The following is a 20,093-nucleotide window of genomic DNA, read 5'->3' on the forward strand; positions in this document are numbered from 1 at the left end:
CGCGGTGAGGCTCTACGAGATTCCCGCCCACCGCCCCTTCCTGGACGACCTCGCCCACGGCGTCCTCGCCATGGTCGAGGGCCAGGACGACCCGGCGGCGCTGGCGCGCACCACCATCCTGCTGCCCACCCGCCGCGCCGCGCGGAGCTTGCGCGAGTCCTTCCTCCGCGCCTCCGGCAGGCAGGCGCTGCTGTTGCCGCGGCTGCGGGCGCTCGCGGGCCTTTCCACCGAGGACGCGGAGGAGCTTTCCCTCCCCACGCTGCTGGACGAGCCGCCCGCGGTGGATGCCGCCCGCCGCCTGGCCGTGCTGACCGAGGTGGTGATGAAGCTGCCGCCGCATCTCGGCGGCCCCGGCAACCCAGACCAGGCCTGGCGGCTGGCCCTCGAACTCGCGAAGCTGCTGGACGAGATGGCGCTGGAGGGCTGCGACCCCGCGGGCATCCCGGACCTCGTCACCGGCGACCTGGCCACCCACTGGAAGATCACCCACGAGTTCCTGGGCGCCGCCATCAACTACTGGAACGCCTGGCTGGCCGAGCAGGGGCTCTCCGACATCGGCGCCCGCCGCGTCGCCTCGCTGCGCGCCCAGGCCCGCGCCTGGGCCGAGAACCCACCGCGCGACCCGGTCATCGCCGCCGGCATCGGCATCGGCGGCACCATCCCCGCCGCCACGGACCTGCTGCGCCAGATCGCCCGCATGGAGAAGGGCGCCGTGGTGCTGCACGGCGCCGGCGAGGAGCTGTCGCCCGAGCTCTGGGAGGTGCTGCGCGGCGCCCACAGCCACCCGCTGAACGGCACCGCCCGCCTGCTGCGCGGGCTGGATGCCACGGTGGCGGACCTCCGCCCCTGGCCGTCGCGCGCCCCCGACGCCCCCGCGCCCAACGAGGCCCGTGCCGCCCTTCTCGCCCGCGCGCTGCGGCCGGAGGAGGGGATCGCCTGCTGGCAGGAGAAGGAACCCGAGCGCTGGCGCCCGGCGCTGGCGGGGCTGGACCTGCTGACCGCCCCCGACGAGGCCGGCGAAGCCGCGGCCATCGCGCTGCTGCTGCGCGAGGCCCTGGAAACCCCCGGCGCCCGCGCGGCGCTCGTGACCCCCGACCGCGACCTCGCCCGCCGCGTCTCGGTGGAGCTGCTGCGCCACGGCATCCTGGCCGATGATTCGGCCGGCCAGCCGCTGGGGATGACGCCCGCCGGCGCCTTCCTGCGGCTGATCGGCCGCATGGTGGAGGAAGGCTTCGCCCCCGTGGCGCTGCTGTCCTGCCTCAAGCATCCGCTCTGCGCGGGCGGCATGTCGCGCCAGGACTGGATGCTGGCCGTGCGGGAGCTGGAGGTGCGCGTGCTGCGCGGCCCCCGCCCGGGCGCGGGCCTGGCGGGGCTGCGGGCCGCCGCCGAGGGCGCGCTGGCCGAACCGGCGCGCCCGGAAACCGAGGGCCAGCGCGCGCGCCGCCTGGAGCGTCGCGCCCGCATCCGCGCCATGCTGGACGCGCTGGAGGCCGCGCTCGGCAACTTCCGCGCACTGGACCGCGCCGTGCGCCCGCCGGCCGACCTCCTGGCGGACCATCTGGCCGCCGCCGAGGCCCTGGCCTCCACCGACGACCGCCCCGGCGGGCTGCGCCTTTACTCCGGCGAGGAGGGCGAGCCGCTGGCCGTCCACCTCGCGGGGCTGGAGCCCGCCATGCGCGCCATGCCGCCGCTGGAGGCCGCCGCCTGGCCCGCATTGTTCGACGCGCTCCTGGAAGGCCCGCTCGCGCCGGGCGTGCGCACCATGCGGGGGCGGAAGGGCGGCTCGCACCCGCGCGTGCAGATCCTCGGCCTGCTGGAAGCGCGGCTGCAATCCTTCGACCGCGTCGTGCTCGGCGCGCTGGAGGAAAGCATCTGGCCCATCGCGACGGACCCCGGCGCCTGGATGAGCCGCCCGATGCGCACCACCTTCGGCCTGCCCGCGCCCGAGGCCCGCATCGGCCGCGTTTGCGCGGACTTCCTGCTTTCCGCCCTTTCGGCCCCGCGCGCGACCCTGTCCCGCGCCCGCAAGCGCGGCGGCTCCCCCACCGTTCCCGCGCGCTGGCTGACCCGGCTCGAAACCTTCCTGAACGGGCAGGGGCTGGGCGGGCTCGAAACCTCGCCCGCGAACGGCTGGGCCGGGCTGCTGGACATGCCCGAGGCCGCGCGCCCCTGCGCCCGCCCCGCGCCCGCGCCCCCGGCGGCGCTGCGCCCGCGCAAGATCGGCGTGACGGATGTCTGGCTGCTGAAGTCCGATCCCTATGCCTGGTACGCCAAGCGCATGCTGGGGCTGCGCCGCCTCGATGACCTCGACGCCGAGGCGGACGCCGCCGAGTACGGCAACATCGTCCACCACATGGTGTCGCACTGGCTCACGCTCTGCGATGGCGACCCGCATTGCGTGAAGGCCGTGGAACACTTCGCCGCCGCCACCGAGCATGCGCTGGCCGAGTTCGCCCCGCGTCCGGGGCTCGTCGCCTACTGGCGCCCGCGCCTGTCGCGCATCGCGGAATTCGTGCTCGACACCGAACGCGGGCGCGGCAACGTCGCGCAGCGCCATGCCGAGATCACCGGCGGCATCGACCTGCCCTGCGGCGTGCGGCTGGAAGGCCGCGCGGACCGCGTGGACGTGCTGCGCGACGGCCGCCTCGTGCTGATCGACCTCAAGACCGGCGCGCCGCCCACCAGCACCGAGATGACCGACGGCCGCGCGCCCCAGATGCCGCTGGAGGCCGCCATCGCCGCCCGCGGCGGCTTCGACGGCATCCCCGCCGGCGAGGTCGAGGCGCTGGAGCACTGGCACGTCTCGGGCGGCTTCGAGGCCGGCACCGTCGCGCCCTTCCGCCCCAAGGGCATCACCCTGCCCGAGGTGAGCGAGGAGGCCTTCGAGGCGCTGAACACCCTGGCGGAGGACTTCCTGCTGGGCGACCGCCCCTTCCTGGCCCGCCCGCACCCCGCGCGGACGCCCAAGGGCGATGAATACGACCACCTGTCGCGCTACGACGAATGGGGCGGCGCGAGCGAGGGCGATGCTGCGTGAACGAAGCCTTCTCCGCCCGCCAGCGCGCCTATATCTCGCAGCAGACCGCCTCCGATCCCCGCATCTCCGCCTGGGTGGGCGCCTCCGCCGGCTCGGGCAAGACCAAGGTGCTGACCGACCGCGTGCTGCGCCTCCTCCTGCGGGAGGACACGCAGCCCGGCCGCATCCTCTGCCTCACCTTCACCAAGGCGGCGGCGGCGGAGATGGCGACCCGCCTCGCGCTGCGCCTCGGGCGGTGGTCCATGATGGCCGAGCCCGAGCTTCGCGCGGCGCTGGAGGAGCTGACGGGCCAGGCGCCGCTGCGATCCGAGATCGAGACCGCCCGCCGCCTGTTCTGCCGCGTGCTGGAGCAGCCCGGCGGGATGCGGATCGCGACCATCCACGCCTTCTGCCAGTCCCTGCTCCGCTCCTTCCCCTTGGAAGCCCGCCTGCCCCCCGCCTTCACCCTGCTGGAGGAAGCGGACAGCGCCACGCTTCTGGCAGAAGCGCGCGAGGCCGCGCTGGCCGGCGCCTTCATCCCCGAGGAAGCCCTCGCGGGCCTCGCGAAGCTGGTTTCCGCCGACAGCCTGGCCAAGTCGCTGCGCGAACTGGTCGGCAAGCGCGAGCGGCTGCGCCCGCTGCTGGACTGCGCGGGCGGCCACGCCGCCGTGCTGCGCGAATGCCTGGAGATCCCCGACGGCGAAACCGAGGACACGCTGCCCGCCCAGCTCGTCAGCCCGCCGGACTCCTTCCGCAACGCGCTCGAAACCCTGCTGCAGCACAAGAACAAGGTCCCGCGCGAGGCCGCCGCCACGCTGCTCGACATCCTCTCGGACCCCGAGGAGCGGCGCGCCACGCGCTGGCAGGCCTGGCAGGACGCGCTGTTCACCCAGAAGGGGGAACCGCGCTCCGCCCTGGTGAAGGAAAGCGCGCTGGCCGCCGAGATCGCGCGGGTGGAGCGCATCCTCGTCCGCTGGAACGCCCATCGCCTGATGGGCGCGACCGGCGCCCTTCTATCCGCCGCGCGCCCCGTGCTCGCCGATTACCGCGCCCGCAAGGAGCGCCGCGGCGCGCTGGACTTCGATGACCTGATCCACCGCGCACAGGCCCTGCTGCGCGATCCCGGCTCCGCATGGGTGCTGTTCAAGCTCGACGGTGGCCTCGATCACCTGCTGCTGGACGAGGCGCAGGACACCAACCCCGCGCAATGGGGCATCGCCCAGGCCCTGGCGCAGGAGTTCTTCGCCGGCACCGGCACGCGCGAGGCCGGCGAGCGCACCCTCTTCGTGGTGGGCGACGAGAAGCAGAGCATCTTCGGCTTCCAGGGCGCCGATGCCCGCGGCTTCGCCGAATGGGAAACGCGCTTCGACCATCAGGTGACGCGCGGCGGCGCGGTGTTCGAGCGCGTGCCGCTCACCGTGTCCTTCCGCTCCTGCGCGCCCGTGCTTTCCCTGGTGGACCATGTCTTCGCGGATGGCGACGCGCGCCGCGGCGTGGTGCGCGACGGCGCGACGCTGGAGCATTCCGCCGACCGCGCGGGCCATGCCGGGCGGGTGGAGATCTGGCCGCTGCTGGAGCGCGCCGGCGCCGACGCGCCCGAGCCCTGGGTGGTGCCGCGCGAACCCCTCTCGGCCCATGATTCGGAAGCCCTGCTGGCCGAGGCCATCGCCGCGCGCATCGCGGGCATGATCGCGCGCGAGACCCTGCCCGCGCGCGGCGACCGCCCGATCCGCCCGGGCGACGTCATGGTGCTGGTGCGCCGCCGCACGCGGCTGATCGAGCTGCTGGTGCGCGGGCTCAAGCAGCGCGGCATCCCCGTGGGCGGGGTGGACCGCATGGTGCTGGTGGAGCAGCTCGCGGTGCGCGACATGCTGGCCCTGCTCGACACGCTGCTGCTGCCCGAGGACGACCTGGCGCTGGCCTCCCTGCTGCGGTCCCCGCTGGTGGGCCTGTCGGAGGAGGATCTCTTTCGCCTCGCCCACGGACGGGACGGCCTCGCGCTCTGGCACGTCTTCATCAAGCACCGCGGCGAGAACACGCCGCTCGGCGAGGCCGCCACCTGGATCGCCGACCTGGCCGACCGCGCCGACCGCGTCACGCCCCACGCGCTGATGAGCGAGGTGCTGGGCGAGCACGCCCGCCGCGCCCGCCTGCTGGAGCGCCTGGGCGCCGAGGCCGCGGAGGCGCTGGACGAGCTTCTCTCGGCGGCGCTGCGCCACGAGAACCGCTACGCCCCCTCGCTCCAGGGCTTCGTGCAGTGGCTGCGCCGCGGCGGTGCCGAGGTGAAGCGCGAGATGGAGAACGCCGCCGACGCCGTGCGCATCATGACCGCGCACGGATCGAAGGGCCTGCAGGCGCCCATCGTCATCATCCCCGACATCGGCCGCGGCGGCGGGCGGGATACGCTGCTCTGGGCCGGAGGAGGAGAAGGCGCCAACACGCCGGAGATCCCCCTCTGGGCCCCGCGAAAGGAGTTCCAGGCGGAGCCCTGGGCCAATGCGCGCAATGCCCGCGCCGCCGCCGACGCGGAGGAGGAGAACCGCCTTCTCTACGTGGCCCTGACCCGCGCGGAGGACCGGCTGCTGGTCTGCGGCCTGGCGCCGGCCCGCGCGCCCGCGCATCCCTCCTGGCACGCGCTGGTGAAGGCCGGCTTCTTCCGGGGGCTGGAGGCCGGGCACCCCGGCTTCGCCCGCGTGCCCTTCGACCCCACGGCGCTCGGCCTGCCTGATGGCTGCGGCTTCGGCGAGGAAGGCTGGGAGATCACCGCCCTCCAGGAGGCCGTGCCCCGCCCCGACCCCGCCGTGCTGCGCGCCGAGGCCGCCATCCTGCCCCACTGGGCCACGGTGAAGGCCGACCCGGAAGCCAGCGAGGACCCCGTCGCCCCCTCCCGGCTGGAAGGGGAGGAGGAAACCCCCGCCGCCGCACCGCACGGCGTGGCCGACCCGGGCGGCCGCCGCTTCCGGCGCGGGCTGCTGATCCACGGCCTGCTGCAGCACCTGCCCGAGCACGAGGAATCCCGCTGGGAGGACCTCGCCCGCCGCCACCTCGCCCGCCCCGGCCACGGCCTGGACCCCTCGGAGCAGGAGGCGACGCTGGCCGAGACGCTCGCGGTGCTGCGCCACCCGGCGCTGGCCGGCGCCTTCGCCCCGGGCAGCCTGGCCGAGGCGCCGCTGGCCGGGGTGATCGGCGGCATCCCCATCGCGGGGCAGGTGGACCGCCTTCTCGTCGCGCCCGACCGCGTGCTGGTGCTGGACTACAAGACCAACCGGCCCCCGCCGGAGGAGGTCGCGCAGGTGCCGCCCGCCTATCTCCGCCAGATGGCCGCCTATCGCGCCGTGCTGCGTGCCGCCTGGCCGGGCCGGGCGGTGGAATGCGCCCTGGTCTGGACCTGGTCGGGCCATGTGATGCCTCTTCCGGACGCGGCGATGGACCCCCACGCACCGGGCGCGCGCTAGTCCTCGCCCAGGGCCGGAAGCGGGGCGCTGGTCCGGAAGGCTTCCTTGGGCACCTCATCATGCGGCGGCTGCCTCATTCCAGAACCCGTGCCGCCCTGCTCGGGGCGGGCTCCGGGGGATCGCTCCTGCGGCGCCTCCCGGCTGGTGCGTCCAGGGGGACGCGCGCCGCCACATCCGGCTTGTCCGTATCGCCCGTCCCATGACATTCAGGCCGGCGACGGTCCGCGCAACGAGGGCCGCAAGGAACGCCCAGATGATCACCCGCCGCCTTCTCGGCACCGCCGCCCTCGGCCTGCCCCTTTCCCTCGCCGCGCGCGGAGCTTTCGCCCAGGGCGCCTATCCGGAGCGCCCGGTGACCCTGGTGGTCCCCTGGGCCGCCGGCGGATCGACGGATGCGGTCGCGCGCATCCTCGCCGCCCGGCTCTCGCAGGATACCGGCAAGTCCTTCGTGATCGACAACCGCGCGGGTGCCAACGGCACCATCGGCTTCGCCTCCGTCGCCCGCTCGCGCCCGGACGGCTACACGCTGCTGGTCGGCACCATCAGCACCTATGCGATGGCGCCGCACCTCTACCAGCTTCCCTACGACAACGACCGCGCCTTCACCGGCGTGGGCCTGATCGCGGCCCAGCCGATGATCATGGTGGTGCCCAAGAACTCCCCGGCCCGCACGCTGGCCGATTTCGTGGCCATGGCGAAGCGCCCGGGCGCGAACATGACCTTCGCCAATTCCGGCACCGGCAGCTCCACCCATCTCGCGACCGAGCTGTTCCTCCAGGCGGCGGGCCTCAACATGACCGATGTGGGCTACCGCGCCGGCGCCCAGGCCGTGCAGGGCACCTTGCAGGGCGAGGTTTCCATGGTGATCCAGGCCGCCTCCGGCCTGCTGCCGCTCATCCAGTCCGGGGAGTTGCGCCCGCTCGCGATTTCCTCCCGCGAGCGCAGCGCGGTCGCACCGGAGATCCCGACCTTCCGCGAGCAGGGCTATCCCGACTACGAGGCGGTGGAGCACATCGCCATCCTCGCCCCCGCCGGCACGCCCGCGCCGATCGTGGCCCGCGTGAACGAGATGGCCCGCGCCGCCATGACCGCCCCCGAGACGCGCGAGCGTCTGGCGGCCCTGGCGGTGACGCCCGAGACGCAGCGGCCGGAGGACTGGGCGGCCTACAACACCGCCGAGAATGCCAAGTGGCGGGACGTGATCCGCTCGCGCGACATCAAGGTGCAGTAGGGCGGCCTGCAGGCCGGGGTCAGCCCACCCCGGTCACCCCACGCCGGTCGGCCCATCCAGGATGATCCGCACCCGCCGGGCCAGGTCCCCGCGGCTGTAGGGCTTGTGGATCAGGTCGAACTCCGGCGTGCCGGCCGCGTGCTCGCCCACGGATTCGTCGGCATAGCCGGTGGTCAGCAGCACCTTGATGCGCGGCCTCTGCCGCCTGGCCTCGCGCGCCAGCATCACGCCGTTCATGCCCCCCGGCATGATCAGGTCGGTGAACAGCATGTCCAGCGGCTGCCCGCCCCGGATCACCCGCATCGCCGCGTGCCCGTCATGGGCCAGGATGATGGTGTAGCCGAACTCCTCCAGGATGGCGCGGGCCAGCTCCGCCACCTCCGGCCGGTCGTCCACCACAAGGATGGTTTCCGTGCCCGGCCGTTCCGAGGCGCGGGGCGGGGGCTGGCGGGCCGCCACCTCGTCCTCCCCGGCCAGGGGGAAGTAGAGGTGGACGGTGGTGCCCCGCCCCGGCGCGCTCTCGATCCGCGCCGCGCCGCCCGATTGCCGGGCGAAGCCATACACCATGGAAAGCCCGAGCCCGGTGCCGCGGCCTTCCTCCTTGGTGGTGAAGAAGGGCTCCATCACCCGCACCAGGATGTCCGGGGGCATGCCCGTGCCGTTGTCGGCCACGCTGATCGAGACATAGCAGCCCTCGCCCAGGATCATCCCGAGATCCGGGTCGTCCTGCGTTACCTCCACCATGCGCGTGTAAACCGTCACCAACCCGTCCTCACGCCCGGCCAGGGCATCGCGCGCGTTGATCAGCACGTTCAGCAGCGCGACCTCGGTCTGCGTCGCGTCCACCCGGCAATTGCCGAGCGCGGGGTCGAGATCGAAATGCAGCCGCACCGCGTCGCCCAGGCTGCGCGCGGCCATGTCGCGCATGCCCGCGGCCAGCGCGTTGAGGTTGACCGTCCGCCCCTCCAGCCGCTGCTTGCGGGAAAAGGCGAGAAGCTGCTGCGTCAGCGTCGCCGCGCGGTCGGCCGCCAGGCGGGCGGCGCCCAGGCTCCGGCGCAGGCGCCCCGGATCCGGCTCGGGCCGGCCCAGCCCGCTGTCGATCAGGTCCATGTAGCCGCGCATGACCTGGAGCAGGTTGTTGAAGTCGTGCGCGATCCCGCCCGTGAGCTGCCCCAGCGCCTCCATCTTCTGCGCCTGGCGCAGCGATTCCTCGGCATCCCGCCGGCGGCTGACATCGAGCTGGGAGGCGAAGAAGTAGATCAGCTTTCCCTGCGGATCGAGCACGGGGGAGATGAACAGCGCGTTCCAGAAGGTCGAGCCGTTCTTGCGGTAGTTCAGGATCTCCGTCGCGATGTCCTGCCGCGCCTCGATCGCCCGGCGGATATCGGCCACCGTGTCCTGGTCGGTGTCGGGCCCCTGGAGGAAGCGGCAGTTCCGCCCCACCACCTCGTCGGGCGCGTAGCCGGTCATGCGCAGGAAGGCCTGGTTGGCAAAGGCGATGGGGTTGTCGGGCTGGTTCGGGTCCGTCACGATCATCGGCATGCGCGTCATCTCGACGGCCGCGAAGAAGATGTCCGAATGGGTGTTGGACACCGCGCTGCCAGGGCCGCCCGCCACGGTGGGCTTGCTTCCCTGCCACGCCGGTTCAGGCGGCCCCGCGGCCGGAACGGCGCGGGGGTGGACACCCGCCCGATCCCCGCCGGCCAGGGTCGCGCGGCCCGGGGAGCGGCCGCCCGGGGCGTCAGGCGCCGTGTGCTCGTTCATGCCGTGCTTGGAGAAACCGCTGGATCACGGCCCGGCAGAAGTCGGCTGGAATGGCCGGCAGGCAAGGCGACCAGCGGCATGAAGGCGGCCCGCGCGCCGGGCCGTGAACGCCATTCCATCCCTTGCCCCGGTGTTCAGGCGGCCAGGGCCTGCACGGCCCGTCCGTTCCGCACCTGCACCAGCGTGAACAAGCCCCCGGGCGGGCAGGGCTCAACCGATTCGACCTCCACCTCCGATCCCATCAGGTCCGACAGGGCGAAGTCCGGGTGCCAGCCCAGCACGCGCGAGAGCGGCGCCATGGCACGCTCCACCCACCAGCGCGGGCCGTCCTGCGCGGCGAAGTGGTTCACGAACAGAAGCTGCCCGCCCGGCCGCACCACCCGCGACATTTCCGCGAACAGCCGCTTGGCGTCGGGCACCACGCTGGCGGTGAACATGGCCACCGCGATGTCGAAGGAATCGTCGCGGAAGGCCATGTGCTCCGCGTCCATCTCGGCCAGCCCCTCCACGTGGGAGAGTTCTTCGGCCGCCACCCGCTCGCGCGCCTTCTCCAGCATCTCGCGGGACAGGTCGACGCCCACCACCCGCTTCTCCGGGCGGTAGAGGGGCAGGGCGAGGCCGGTGCCGACCCCGACCTCCAGCACGCGGGTGCCGGGCAGGCGGTTCACCGCCGCCACCGCCCGCTTGCGCCCGAAGGAGGAGACGCCGCCGAAGACCGCGTCATACACCCCGGCCCACCGGCGATAGGCGTCCCGCACCGCGCCCGCATCCAGCACCGCGCGCTTGTGGTCGCGGGTTGGGTCGGCGGTGAGGTCAGGAAGGGTCCGCGCCATGGGTCAACAGGGTCCGATCAGAAGGCCGGTGAAGGGCGCTATCGCAGGGGCCGCCTCCGCGCAAGCGCGCTGGCTGGCCCCGCTCTCGCCCAGGTGCTTCAATCCGTGGCGAGGGTGGGGGTTGCAACGCCCCCCGCCGCGCCACGTGCCGCCGCCGGGCGGATGAGCCGCACGCGCCGCCCTTCCACCCCAAGCGCCAGCTCCCCGCCGCGCAGCGCCAGGGCATCCGCGCCGAAGACCCGGCGGCGCCAGCCCTGCAGCGCCGGCAGGTCGGCCGGCGCGTCGGAGGCCAGCCGGTCCAGCTCGTCCGAGCTGGCGAGAAGGCGGGGCGCCACCTGATGCTCCTCCGCCTTGGCCGCCAGCAGCACCTTCAGCAGCGCCACCAGCGCGGGGGAGGCGGAAGGGCCGGAACGGTCGCGCGGGGCCTCCGGCAAGGCGTCCTCGGGCAGGGACTTCGCCTCCTCGATCGCCTGGATGAGGGAGGCGCCGGACTTGCCGCGGGCGAAGCCGTCCGTCACGCCGCGGGCGCGGGCCAGGGCACCGGCATCGGTGGGCGCGGTGGCGGCCACCTCCAGCAGGGATTCGTCGCGCAGCAGCCGCTGGCGCGGGATGTTCACCCGCTGCGCCTCGCGCTCCCGCCAGGCGGCGATGGCGCGCAGCGTGCCGAGGAAGCGGCGGTTGGTGGTGCGCGGCCGCAGCTTCTCCCAGGCGCTGTCCGGGTCGGTGCCGTAGGTGGCGGGGTCGGTGAGCGCCGCCATCTCCTCGGCCACCCATTCCAGCCGGCCATCCTTCCCCAGCCGGTCGCGCAGCGCGACGTAGATGCGGCGCAGATGGGTCACGTCGCCGGCGGCATAGGTGATCTGGGCCGGGGAAAGCGGGCGGGCCGCCCAGTCGCTGAAGCGGTGCGCCTTGTCGATCTGGGCGCCGGCCAGGGCGCGGGCCAGGCTGTCATAGCTCGCCTGGTCGCCGAAGCCGGCCACCATGGCCGCCACCTGGGTGTCGAACATCGGCGCGGGGGTGCGGCCGAAGCGCAGCAGGAAGATCTCCACGTCCTGCCGGCAGGCGTGGAACACCTTCACCACCTCCTCGTCCGCCAGCAGGGCGCCGAGGGGGGCGAGGTCCAGGCCGGGCGCCATGGCGTCCACCACCGCCGTGTCCTGGCTGCCACCCAGCTGCACCACGCAGAGCTCGGGCCAGTAGGTCCGCTCGCGCATGAACTCGGTGTCCACGGTCACGAAGGGCTCCTGGCGCAGACGCTCGCAGAGCGGCACCAGCTCCTCGGTGGTGGTGATCAGGACCGGCTCGGGATCGGCGGCGGAGGGGCGGCGTGACATGGGGGGCGGGTTTACGCGCAGAACGCCCGCCCCACAAATCCCCAAACGGGGCCGTTGACCCCATGGAGGCGGCTTTCCACCCTGCGGCCCAGCCCCGCTCCGGAGAATGCCCGCCCATGTCCGTGCCGCCGGCCGAAGCCCCAGCCGACGTTCCGGCCGAAATCCCGGCCGGAACCCCAGCCCCGGGCCGCACCGTTTACCTCGCGGGCGACCTGGTCTTCCGCCCGGATGCCCTGTCGCTGTTCGGCCGCTTCCGCACCATCTGCCGGGAAGCCGGCCTGGTCGGCCTTGCCCCCCTGGACGGGCAGGAGGCGGTGCTGGGCCTTGCACCGGGCGAGGAGACGCTGCTCGCCATCGTGGCCGCCGACCGCGCCCTGATGGACCGCTGCGACGCCGGCCTCTTCTGCCTCGACCCTTTCCGGCGGGCCGCCGACATGGACCCCGGCACGGCCGTGGAGATCGGCTACATGTTCGCCCAGGGGAAACCGTTGTTCGGCTACACCGCCGACGGGCGCGGCTACCCGGACAAGGTCGCGGCCTATATGCGCGCGGCCTGGGGGGAGCCGCTCCGGCCCCGCGCGCCGCTCGGCCTGGGCGGCGCCTCCGGCGGCATGGAGGACGCGGACGGCATTCTCGTCCACTCGGAGGGCATGGTGCAGAATGGCATGACCGAGGGCTTCATCCGCTTCTCGGGCGGGCGCGTTTTCGCCCATCCCGACCTGGAGGAGGCCTTCCGCCAGGCCGCGATGGCGCTGGCCGCCCGGCTCGGGCCGGAGGCGAACGGTCCGGCGACATAAACCAGGCCTGGAGCCTGCGGCGAACGGAGCCCGACCATGCGCGAGACCATCCCCTGGACCAAGGCCGCCTGCCACTGCGGAGCGGTCCGCTTCGAGGTGCGGCTCGCGGACGGCCTGAACACGGCGCGCCGCTGCACCTGCTCCCTGTGCCGGATGCGCGGCGCCGTGGCCGTCTCGGCGAAGCGCGAAGACCTGCGCATCCTGTGCGGGGAGGACCGGCTCAGCCTGTACCGCTTCAACACGGGAACGGCGAAGCACTGGTTCTGCTCGGTGTGCGGCATCTACACGCACCACCAGCGGCGCTCCGACCCCCGCCAGTTCGGGATCAACGCGGCCTGCCTCGAGGGGGTGAGCCCCTTCGACTTCCGGGAGGTGGTGGTGAACGACGGCGTGAACCACCCATCGGACGGGGCGAGAGGCTCCGGCATTGCCGGAACCCTGCGCTTCATCCCGGCGGAGGACGGCGGGCAGCCCGGATAGGCGCGGCTCCCGGCCCAGCCGGGACACCGGCCCCCGGGCATCAGAGCAGCGCCCGCAGCACCACCGGCGCCAGCACCGCGCTGACCAGCGCGTTCAGCGCCAGCGCGATGCCGGCGAAGGTCCCGGCCACCAGATCGACGTGAAAGGCCCGCGCCGTGCCGATGCCGTGGGCCGCCAGCCCCGCCGCGAAGCCGCGCGCCCGCATGTCCCGCAGGCGCAGCGCGTTCATCAGGGGCGTCACGGTCACGGCGCCGATCGCGCCCGTCAGGATCACCAGCACGGCGGCCAGCGCCGGGTCGCCGCCCAGGCTCCCCGCGATCCCCATAGCCACGCCGGCCGTGACCGATTTGGGCGCCAGCGCCGCCAGCACGCTCCCCGGCACGCCGAAGGCCTTGGCGATCAGCAGGGCCGAGAGCATGGCCGCGAGCGAGCCCGCCAGCAGCGCCGCCGTCATCGGCAGGATCGCCCGCCACACCGTGCGCCGGTTGCGGTACAGCGGGATCGCCAGGGCCACCGTCGCCGGGCCGATCAGGAAGTGGACGAACTGCGCGCCCTCGAAATAGGTGCGGTAGGGCGTGCCCGTCGCCGCCAGCAGCCCGGCGGCCAGCACCACGGCGATCAGGATGGGATTGGCCAGCGGGTGCCGCTTCAGCGCCGCCGAAAGCCATTCCGCCGCCACATAGGCCAGCAGCGTCACCGTCAGCCACAGCAGCGGCGTGCGGGAGAGATAAACCCAGAGGGAGAAATCCGCGTCGCTCATGCCGCGTCCGCCTTTGTCCCCGCCTGGCCCACCAGCCGCGCCACCCCCGCGAAGACCAGTGCCGTGACGGCCAGCCCGATCAGGGTGGAGGCCACCAGCGCGACGGCGAGCCCGACCCCGTACTGGGCCAGCACATCCAGCTTGCCCACGATCCCCACCCCCGCCGGGATGAACAGCAGGGACAGGTTCGCCAGGATCCCGTCCGCTGCCCCGGTGACGGAACCGGTGGGCAGGGGATCGGCCAGCAGGTCGTTCCCCAGCATCATCACCAGCAGGAAGAGCATGCCCAGCACCGGGCCGGGCAGGGGCCAGCCCGTCGCGTGGGCGATCGCCTCCCCGGCAAGCTGGCAGAGGAGGATAAGGGCGGCACCTGGGATCATGCCCGGCTTTTAGCGAGGATCGTGCCGCCCTTGCCCCGCCATCCCGCCGGCCCCGCCATGCCCGCCCGGCCTGGGAAGGCAGGCGCGAGGCGAAGAGGTGATCGCCCCCTGGCTTCCGCCCCGCCAGGCGCCCCCCTACCCTTTGCCGGGAATCAGAGGGGGAGCCGGCATGGCGGTATCGACGGAGGCGGCCTGGGCCCGCGTGGCGGAGCTGGCGAGGGCGCCGGCGGCGGCCGCCATCCGCCCGCTCATGGCCGATCCCGCCCGCGCCGCGCGCTTCACCCACCGGGCCGGGGACATCCTGGCGGACCTTTCCAAGACCTCGGTTTCGGACACCGTGCGGGAGGCGCTGCTGGACCTCTCCCGCGCCCGCGGCGTGCTGGCCGCGCGCGACGCCATGGCGGCCGGCGAGGCGATCAACGCCACCGAGGGCCGCGCCGTGCTGCACATGGCGCTCCGCGGCCCGCGCGGCGCCTTCCGCACGGAAGGGGAGGACGCCTCCGCCGGCGTGCACGACACGCTGGACGCCATGCGCGCCTTCTGCGCCCGCATCCACGCCGAAGGCCGCTTCACCGACGTGCTGAGCGTCGGCATCGGCGGCTCCGACCTGGGCCCGCAGATGGCGGTGCGCGCCCTGTGGCGGCACGGCATGCCCATGCGCGCGCATTTCCTCTCCAACGTGGACGGCCATGCCTGGGAAGCCCTGCGCCATGGGCTGGACCCCGCGCGCACCCTGGTGCTGGTGGCCAGCAAGACCTTCACCACGGCCGAGACCATGGCCAACGCCCATCTGGTGCGCGACTGGCTGCGCGGCGCGCTGGGAGAGGCGGCGGATGCCCAGATGGTCGCCCTGTCCACCAATCTCGACGCCACCCGCGCCTTCGGCGTGCCCGGATCCCAGGTCTTCGGCTTCCGCGACTGGGTGGGCGGGCGCTTCTCCCTGTGGTCCGCCATCGGCCTCTCCGTGGCGCTGGCCTGCGGCTGGGAGGTCTTCGCCGGGCTTCTGGCCGGCGCCCGGCGCATGGACGAGCACTTCCTTTCCGCCACCGAGGCGGAGAACCTGCCCCTGCTGATGGCGCTGACCGAAGTGTGGCACGTCAACGGCCTGGGCCTGCCGAGCCGCGCGGTGCTGCCCTATGACGAGCGCCTCGCCCGCTTCCCCGCGCATCTCCAGCAGGTGGAGATGGAAAGCCTCGGCAAGCGCGTGACGCTGGAGGGCGCGCCCGTGTCCCGCGCCACCGGCCCCGTGGTGTTCGGCGAGCCCGGCACCAACGCCCAGCACTCCTTCATGCAGCTTCTCCACCAGGGCACCACCCCGGTGCCGGCCGATATCGTGCTGGTCGCCACCCCCGACCACGGCTTCGACGAGAACCACCGACAGCTCCTGGCCAACGGCCTGGCTCAGGCCGAGGCCCTGCTGCGCGGCCGCGGCGCGGAGGAGGTGCGGGCGGAGATGGAAGCCAAGGGAATGGCCGCCGGGGCCATCGAGGCCCTGCTGCCTCACCGCCTGTTCCCTGGCGACCGCCCCAGCGCCACCCTGGTGCTGCCCCGCCTGGACGCGAACACCCTGGGCCAGCTCGTGGCGCTCTACGAGCACAAGGTCTTCTGCCTGGGCGCGCTCTGGGACGTGAACGCCTTCGACCAGTGGGGGGTGGAGCTGGGCAAGCAGCTGGCGGGGGCGCTGCTGCCGGAGCTCTCGCCCGGGGCGGCGGCGGGGGAGCATGACCCCTCCACCGCTGCCCTGATCGCCGAGCTGCACCGGCAGCGGGGCGGCTGAACGGCGCGCGCGGCCCCACCCCCGGCGATGTGACCGGCTGTTTCGGCAAGTAGAATCCTCTCGGCGGTCCTATGTTAAGGCAGGGCGCTTTCCGATCGGCCGATGACGGGAGGGCGTGCTTCGCCGCACCTGCGGCGAGGCCGTCCGCCGCAGGAATCGCCCTTGTCGTCACACCTTCTCCCGGACCGCCGTCACTCAGCCCCGCCGCGGGAGGCTGACCGACCGGCAAGCTTCGTGCGCAAGGCGGAGGCCCCGCTGGACGCGGTGGGGGAGGTCACGCTGCAACGGGTGGTGGTGGACCGTCCGGTCACCCTCCGGCCGCTCTACTGGACGCTGCAGCCCCTCAGCCCCGCCGCGCCGCCCCTGGACGGCCCGGAGCCGGGGCCCCTGCTGCGGGTGCCAGCCGGGGCCGTGCTCGGCTTCAACACCTATTTCAACGCCTTCTTTGAGGGGAACTGGCGGGAACACGCCGCCCTTGGTCCCATCTTTCTGCGGCTCGACGTGGTCGGTGCCTGCACGCTCCGGGTGACGCGCCGCACGCCGATGGGGGACACGCTGGTGCTGGAGCAGCGCCTGCGGGGCGACGCGCCCGCGCGCGTGGCCATCCCGGGCCGGGCGATCAACTTCCGCGAGCATGGCCTGCTCGCCTTCAGCCTTTCCACCCATGGCGGCCCCGCGGAGTTCCGCGGCGGCGCCTGGGTGACCGAGGCCGCCGCCCGCCCGGTGGGGCTCGCCGCCGTCTTCTGCACCTTCAACCGCGAGGCCGACATCGCCGCCGTGCTGGCGGCCATCACGGCGGAGGGGCCCGTGCTCTCGCGCATGGCGCGCATCCATGTGGTCAACCAGGGCCGTCCGGGCCTGGCCGAGCATCCCGCCATCGCGCCGATCCTGGCGCGCCATCCGGGCAAGCTGCGGATCATCGATCAGGCGAACTTCGGCGGCGCGGGCGGCTTCGGCCGCGGCATCCTGGCCGCGATCGACGACCCCGCGGCCACCCATGCGGTGCTGCTGGACGACGACATCCGGATCGAGCCGGACAGCCTGCTCCGCATGGCCGCCTTCTTCGCGCTCGCCACCGGCGAGACGCCGCTCGGCGGGCACATGCTCGACATGGTCCAGCCGATGAACGTCTACGAGGCGGGCGCGGTGATCCGGGACCAGAACTGGTCCTTCCATCCCCAGCACCACGGGCTGGACGTGAGCGATCCCGACAACCTGCCCGGGCTCGTCGCCTCGCGCGCCATCCACTTCAACGGCTGGTGGTGCCTCGGCTTTCCCCTGTCCCTCGTGGAGCGGCTGGGCATGCCGCTGCCGGTGTTCATCCGGGGCGACGACGTGGAGTTCGGCCTGCGCCTCTACAACGCCGGCCTGCCGGCCGTGGCCATGCCCGGCCTCGGCGTCTGGCACGAACCCTTCTACCTCAAGCTCGGTGGCTGGCAGCTCTACTACGAGACGCGGAACATGCTGGTGGCGGCGGCCCTGCACCTGGGCACGGGGCCGCGCGGCATGGCGTCGCGCATGGCGCGCGCGCTGCTCATCCACCTCCTCACCTTCCGCTACTACCAGGCGGCGCTGATCCTGCGGGCGGTGGCCGACTTCCTGCGCGGGCCGGGCATCCTGGACAGAGCGCCGGCCGCGCTGCACGCCTCCCTTTCCCCCATCCGGGACCGCTTCCCGGCGCAAAGCATCCCGCGCGCCGTGGTGCTGGCGGAGCACCGGCCCCTCGATCCGCCGCGCAGCCGGCTCGCCTGGCTGGGCCGGCTCGCGCGCGGCCTCGCCGGAAACGCGCTGCGGCGGACGGCGGCGGGAGCGCCCCCGCGCCGCCTGGACGTCGCGGCCCTGGGCTGGACGCGGCTGGGGCGGATGGACTGCATCGTCCTTGAAACCTGGTGGGACCGGGACCTGCCGGTCCTCCGCCGCTCGCGCGAGGATTTCCGCGCCCTGGTTGGGGAGGCGATCCCCCTGCTGCGCCGCCTGCTCCGCGAGGGGCAGGCGGTTTCGGCCCTCTGGCGTGAGGCGTTTCCGCGCCACCGCTCCACACGCTTCTGGCGGGACTACCTGGGCATGCCCCCCGCGGAGCCCAGCGCGGCGGAGCGCGCCGCCTTCGAGGCGCGGCACGGCGCCGCCACGCTCCACGCCGCCGCGGAGTGATCCTCCGGGTTCAGAACCGGAACTGCACCCCGCCATAGACGCTGCGCCCGAAGCCCGGCTCGAACAGCGCCGAGGCCGGGGTGGCGACGGGGGCGACCGAGGCGCTGGAGATGTATCGCTTGTTTGTCAGGTTGCGCCCCTCGGCGAAGACCGACAGGCCGTTGTCGAAATCCCAGCCCGCCCGCAGCCCCAGGATGGCATAGGGGTTGGTCCGCGCCGTGTTGGCGTTGTCCGCGAACAATCCCTGCGGCACCCCTTCCACCGTCGGCGCCAGCGTGGCGCCGGCCGGGTGACGGTAGCGCAGCTCCGCCCGGTAAAGGTGGCGGGGCGCGCCGGGAAGCTGGTTGTCGCCGTATCGCGGGTCGCCGTCGAAGCGGAAGTCGTTGAAGGCATAGGCCTGGCGCAGCACCAGGCTGTCTCCGCCACCCGTTGCCAGGATGCCGCGCAGCACCGTCCAGGCCAGGGCCGCTTCCACGCCCTGGTGGACCGTCCGCGCGGCGTTCAGCGCGAAGCTGGCGCCGGTGCCCGTGGGGTCGAAAAGCTGGATCTCGTTGCGCAGGTCGGCGCGATAGGCCGCGACCTCCCACTCCAGCCCGCCCTGCCGCCCGCGCGTGCCGATCTCCACCGTGCGCGCCCGCTGCGCGCGCAGCGCCGAGAAGCCGCGGGCGGCGAGCGGCACCAGGTCGCTGATCGTCGGCGGTTCCGTGGCCCAGGACAGGTTGGCGAAGGCCTGCGCGTTTCGCGTCACGTCCCACACGGCGCCGAGGATCGGGTTGGCGTAGCGGTAGCTGGCCGAGCCCGACTGGTCGCCGTCCGCAAGGAAGCGGTCGCGGCTGGCGCGATAGGCCTCGCCAAGCTGCACCCCCGCCACCAGCCCGAGTCCTGGCAGCAGGTAGAGCGTGTCCTGCACGAAGACCGTGCCGGTGCGCGCGCGGTCGCTGCTGGAGGCGGTGAGCCGCCCGGCATGGCCGCCGATGTTGAGGTAGCGGTGGTTGTCGGTGGCCCCGAGCCCGGCGGTGCCGCCGAGCACGAGCCGGTTGCGCAGCCCCGCCGCCTCGCCCTCCAGCGTCAGCCGCGCGAAGCCGTTCACGTCGTCGCTGCGCTGGTCGATGTACTGGAAGATCGGGTGGTCCAGCTCCCGGTGCACAAAGGAGGCGCCGCCCTCCAGCACCGCGCCGGGCGCGATCCGCCAGGTGGTGCGGCTGCCGACCCGGTTGCTCTCGATTCGGCGCTGGTAGTCGCCCAAGAGGTTGGCCGCCGCCGCCGCGCGCGGGTCGGACAGGGCGCGCGCGCGGGTGAGGGTGCCGGGGATGCGCTGCTCGATGTGGTTGTAGCCGTAGTAGAGCCGCGTCTCGATGTCGTCGGTCACCTGCCAGCCGATGTTGCCGTTGAAGCGGCGGCTGTCGCCCTGGCTGTGCCGGCGAAAGCCGTCCTGGCTGAGGGTGGACAGGCTGGCCCAGGCGTCGAAGCCTCCCGCCGCCACGCCATAGGCGGCCTGGGCACGGCGAAAGCCGTAGCTCCCGGCCTCCCCGCGCAGAACCGCGCCGGGATCGCTGCGGCCGGTGGGGGTGACGAAGTTCAGCACGCCGCCCAGGGTCGCGCTGCCCAGGCCGAAGGCGTTGGCGCCGCGCAGCACCTCCACATGGCCGAAGGTCAGCGGGTCCAGCTCCTGGAAGTCCCCGGAACCGTCCGCCTGGTTGAGCGGGATGCCATCCTGGGTGAGCTGCACGCCGCGCAGGTGGGAATTCCGCGCCAGGCCGGAGCCGCGGATGGAGAGCCGCGTGTCCTCCCCCCATTTCGGCTGGGCGAAGACGCCCGGCGCGTATTCCAGCACGTCGCGCAGCGTGGTGACGCCGGCGCGGATGCGGATCTCTTCCGCCGGCACCACGGAAACATTGCCGGGCACCTCCCGCAGCCGGGCCGCCGCCGCGGCGGCGTCGGGGGAGGTGAGGGAGGGCGCGGAGCCCATGACGGCCACCTCGGGCACCGAAAGCGGCGCCTCGGCCGGCTGGGCGCGGGCGGGCTGGACAAGGCAGGGCAGGGGCAGGCAGGCGGCCGCGAGCAACGCGGCCCGCCGCTTGGGCAGAAAGGGCATGGAAGGAATCCTGACAGGCA

The 20,093-nt window shown here is 73.6% G+C and carries 13 protein-coding genes; 7 read left to right on the forward strand and 6 right to left on the reverse strand.

The features are described 5' to 3' along the window. The first annotated feature begins 4 nt into the window (after window positions 1-4). The 3 genes from addB to ACFFIC_RS17535 all read left to right on the forward strand — a co-directional run bounded on the left by addB (window position 5) and on the right by ACFFIC_RS17535 (window position 7,702). Entirely contained in the window at window positions 5-3,037 is a 3,033-nt protein-coding gene (gene addB, locus ACFFIC_RS17525; RefSeq protein WP_377052663.1) for a double-strand break repair protein AddB, read from the forward strand. Further along, the gene (gene addA / locus ACFFIC_RS17530; RefSeq protein ID WP_377052665.1) at window positions 3,034-6,471 is read left to right on the forward strand and encodes a double-strand break repair helicase AddA; all 3,438 of its coding nucleotides are present in this window, start codon (window positions 3,034-3,036) and stop codon (window positions 6,469-6,471) included. Before addB ends, addA begins: the two co-directional genes overlap by 4 nt. Before the next feature lie 253 nt (window positions 6,472-6,724). After that, window positions 6,725-7,702: a Bug family tripartite tricarboxylate transporter substrate binding protein gene (locus ACFFIC_RS17535; protein WP_377052667.1), complete on the forward strand. Its 978-nt coding sequence runs from the start codon at window positions 6,725-6,727 to the stop codon at window positions 7,700-7,702. A gap of 33 nt (window positions 7,703-7,735) precedes the next feature. Here the strand turns inward: ACFFIC_RS17535 and ACFFIC_RS17540 are convergent, their stop codons facing one another. From ACFFIC_RS17540 to rnd, 3 genes are all read right to left on the reverse strand, one after another. Continuing rightward, window positions 7,736-9,466, reverse strand: coding sequence for a histidine kinase famiy protein (locus tag ACFFIC_RS17540; RefSeq protein ID WP_377052669.1), 1,731 nt, complete (start codon window positions 9,464-9,466; stop codon window positions 7,736-7,738). Window positions 9,467-9,600: 134 nt separating this feature from the next. Then, entirely contained in the window at window positions 9,601-10,299 is a 699-nt protein-coding gene (locus tag ACFFIC_RS17545) for a class I SAM-dependent methyltransferase (protein WP_377052671.1), read from the reverse strand. Window positions 10,300-10,397: 98 nt separating this feature from the next. Beyond that, entirely contained in the window at window positions 10,398-11,633 is a 1,236-nt protein-coding gene (gene rnd / locus ACFFIC_RS17550; RefSeq protein ID WP_377052673.1) for a ribonuclease D, read from the reverse strand. Window positions 11,634-11,749: 116 nt separating this feature from the next. Between rnd and ACFFIC_RS17555 the strand changes: the two genes are divergently transcribed. Together ACFFIC_RS17555 and ACFFIC_RS17560 are read left to right on the forward strand one after the other, a co-directional pair. Continuing rightward, window positions 11,750-12,430 (forward strand): nucleoside 2-deoxyribosyltransferase, encoded by a 681-nt coding sequence (locus ACFFIC_RS17555; RefSeq protein ID WP_377052675.1) that lies wholly within the window; start codon window positions 11,750-11,752, stop codon window positions 12,428-12,430. Window positions 12,431-12,466: 36 nt separating this feature from the next. After that, window positions 12,467-12,910 (forward strand): GFA family protein, encoded by a 444-nt coding sequence (locus tag ACFFIC_RS17560; protein WP_377052677.1) that lies wholly within the window; start codon window positions 12,467-12,469, stop codon window positions 12,908-12,910. A 40-nt stretch (window positions 12,911-12,950) separates the two neighbouring features. Here ACFFIC_RS17560 and ACFFIC_RS17565 read toward each other — a convergent pair whose 3' ends face one another. Next, a complete protein-coding gene (locus ACFFIC_RS17565) occupies window positions 12,951-13,670 on the reverse strand; it encodes an LrgB family protein (RefSeq protein ID WP_377052679.1) in 720 nt (239 codons plus the stop codon). Then, entirely contained in the window at window positions 13,667-14,050 is a 384-nt protein-coding gene (locus ACFFIC_RS17570; RefSeq protein WP_377052681.1) for a CidA/LrgA family protein, read from the reverse strand. The genes ACFFIC_RS17565 and ACFFIC_RS17570 overlap by 4 nt, the downstream gene beginning before the upstream one ends. 169 nt (window positions 14,051-14,219) lie before the next feature. Here ACFFIC_RS17570 and pgi point away from each other — a divergent pair, with 169 nt between their 5' ends. Together pgi and ACFFIC_RS17580 are read left to right on the forward strand one after the other, a co-directional pair. Beyond that, window positions 14,220-15,827 carry a glucose-6-phosphate isomerase gene (gene pgi / locus ACFFIC_RS17575; RefSeq protein ID WP_377052683.1) on the forward strand — a complete coding sequence of 536 codons (1,608 nt, stop codon included), beginning with the start codon at window positions 14,220-14,222 and terminating at the stop codon, window positions 15,825-15,827. A gap of 234 nt (window positions 15,828-16,061) precedes the next feature. Next, a complete protein-coding gene (locus ACFFIC_RS17580; RefSeq protein WP_377052685.1) occupies window positions 16,062-17,978 on the forward strand; it encodes a glycosyltransferase in 1,917 nt (638 codons plus the stop codon). A gap of 10 nt (window positions 17,979-17,988) precedes the next feature. Here ACFFIC_RS17580 and ACFFIC_RS17585 read toward each other — a convergent pair whose 3' ends face one another. Next, complete coding sequence (locus ACFFIC_RS17585; RefSeq protein ID WP_377052687.1) at window positions 17,989-20,073, reverse strand: TonB-dependent receptor family protein; 2,085 nt, start codon at window positions 20,071-20,073, stop codon at window positions 17,989-17,991. Window positions 20,074-20,093: the final 20 nt, after the last annotated feature.

The organism is Muricoccus vinaceus (genome assembly GCF_042433125.1).
GTDB lineage: Bacteria > Pseudomonadota > Alphaproteobacteria > Acetobacterales > Acetobacteraceae > Roseomonas > Roseomonas vinacea.

Coding starts and splice junctions, on each gene's coding strand:
- ACFFIC_RS17535 (WP_377052667.1), top strand. CDS start 6,725: ATGATCACCCGCCGCCTTCTCGGCACCGCCGCCCTCGGCCTGCCCCTT.
- ACFFIC_RS17540 (WP_377052669.1), bottom strand. CDS start 9,466: ATGAACGAGCACACGGCGCCTGACGCCCCGGGCGGCCGCTCCCCGGGC.
- ACFFIC_RS17545 (WP_377052671.1), bottom strand. CDS start 10,299: ATGGCGCGGACCCTTCCTGACCTCACCGCCGACCCAACCCGCGACCAC.
- rnd (WP_377052673.1), bottom strand. CDS start 11,633: ATGTCACGCCGCCCCTCCGCCGCCGATCCCGAGCCGGTCCTGATCACC.
- ACFFIC_RS17555 (WP_377052675.1), top strand. CDS start 11,750: ATGTCCGTGCCGCCGGCCGAAGCCCCAGCCGACGTTCCGGCCGAAATC.
- ACFFIC_RS17560 (WP_377052677.1), top strand. CDS start 12,467: ATGCGCGAGACCATCCCCTGGACCAAGGCCGCCTGCCACTGCGGAGCG.
- ACFFIC_RS17565 (WP_377052679.1), bottom strand. CDS start 13,670: ATGAGCGACGCGGATTTCTCCCTCTGGGTTTATCTCTCCCGCACGCCG.
- ACFFIC_RS17570 (WP_377052681.1), bottom strand. CDS start 14,050: ATGATCCCAGGTGCCGCCCTTATCCTCCTCTGCCAGCTTGCCGGGGAG.
- pgi (WP_377052683.1), top strand. CDS start 14,220: ATGGCGGTATCGACGGAGGCGGCCTGGGCCCGCGTGGCGGAGCTGGCG.
- ACFFIC_RS17585 (WP_377052687.1), bottom strand. CDS start 20,073: ATGCCCTTTCTGCCCAAGCGGCGGGCCGCGTTGCTCGCGGCCGCCTGC.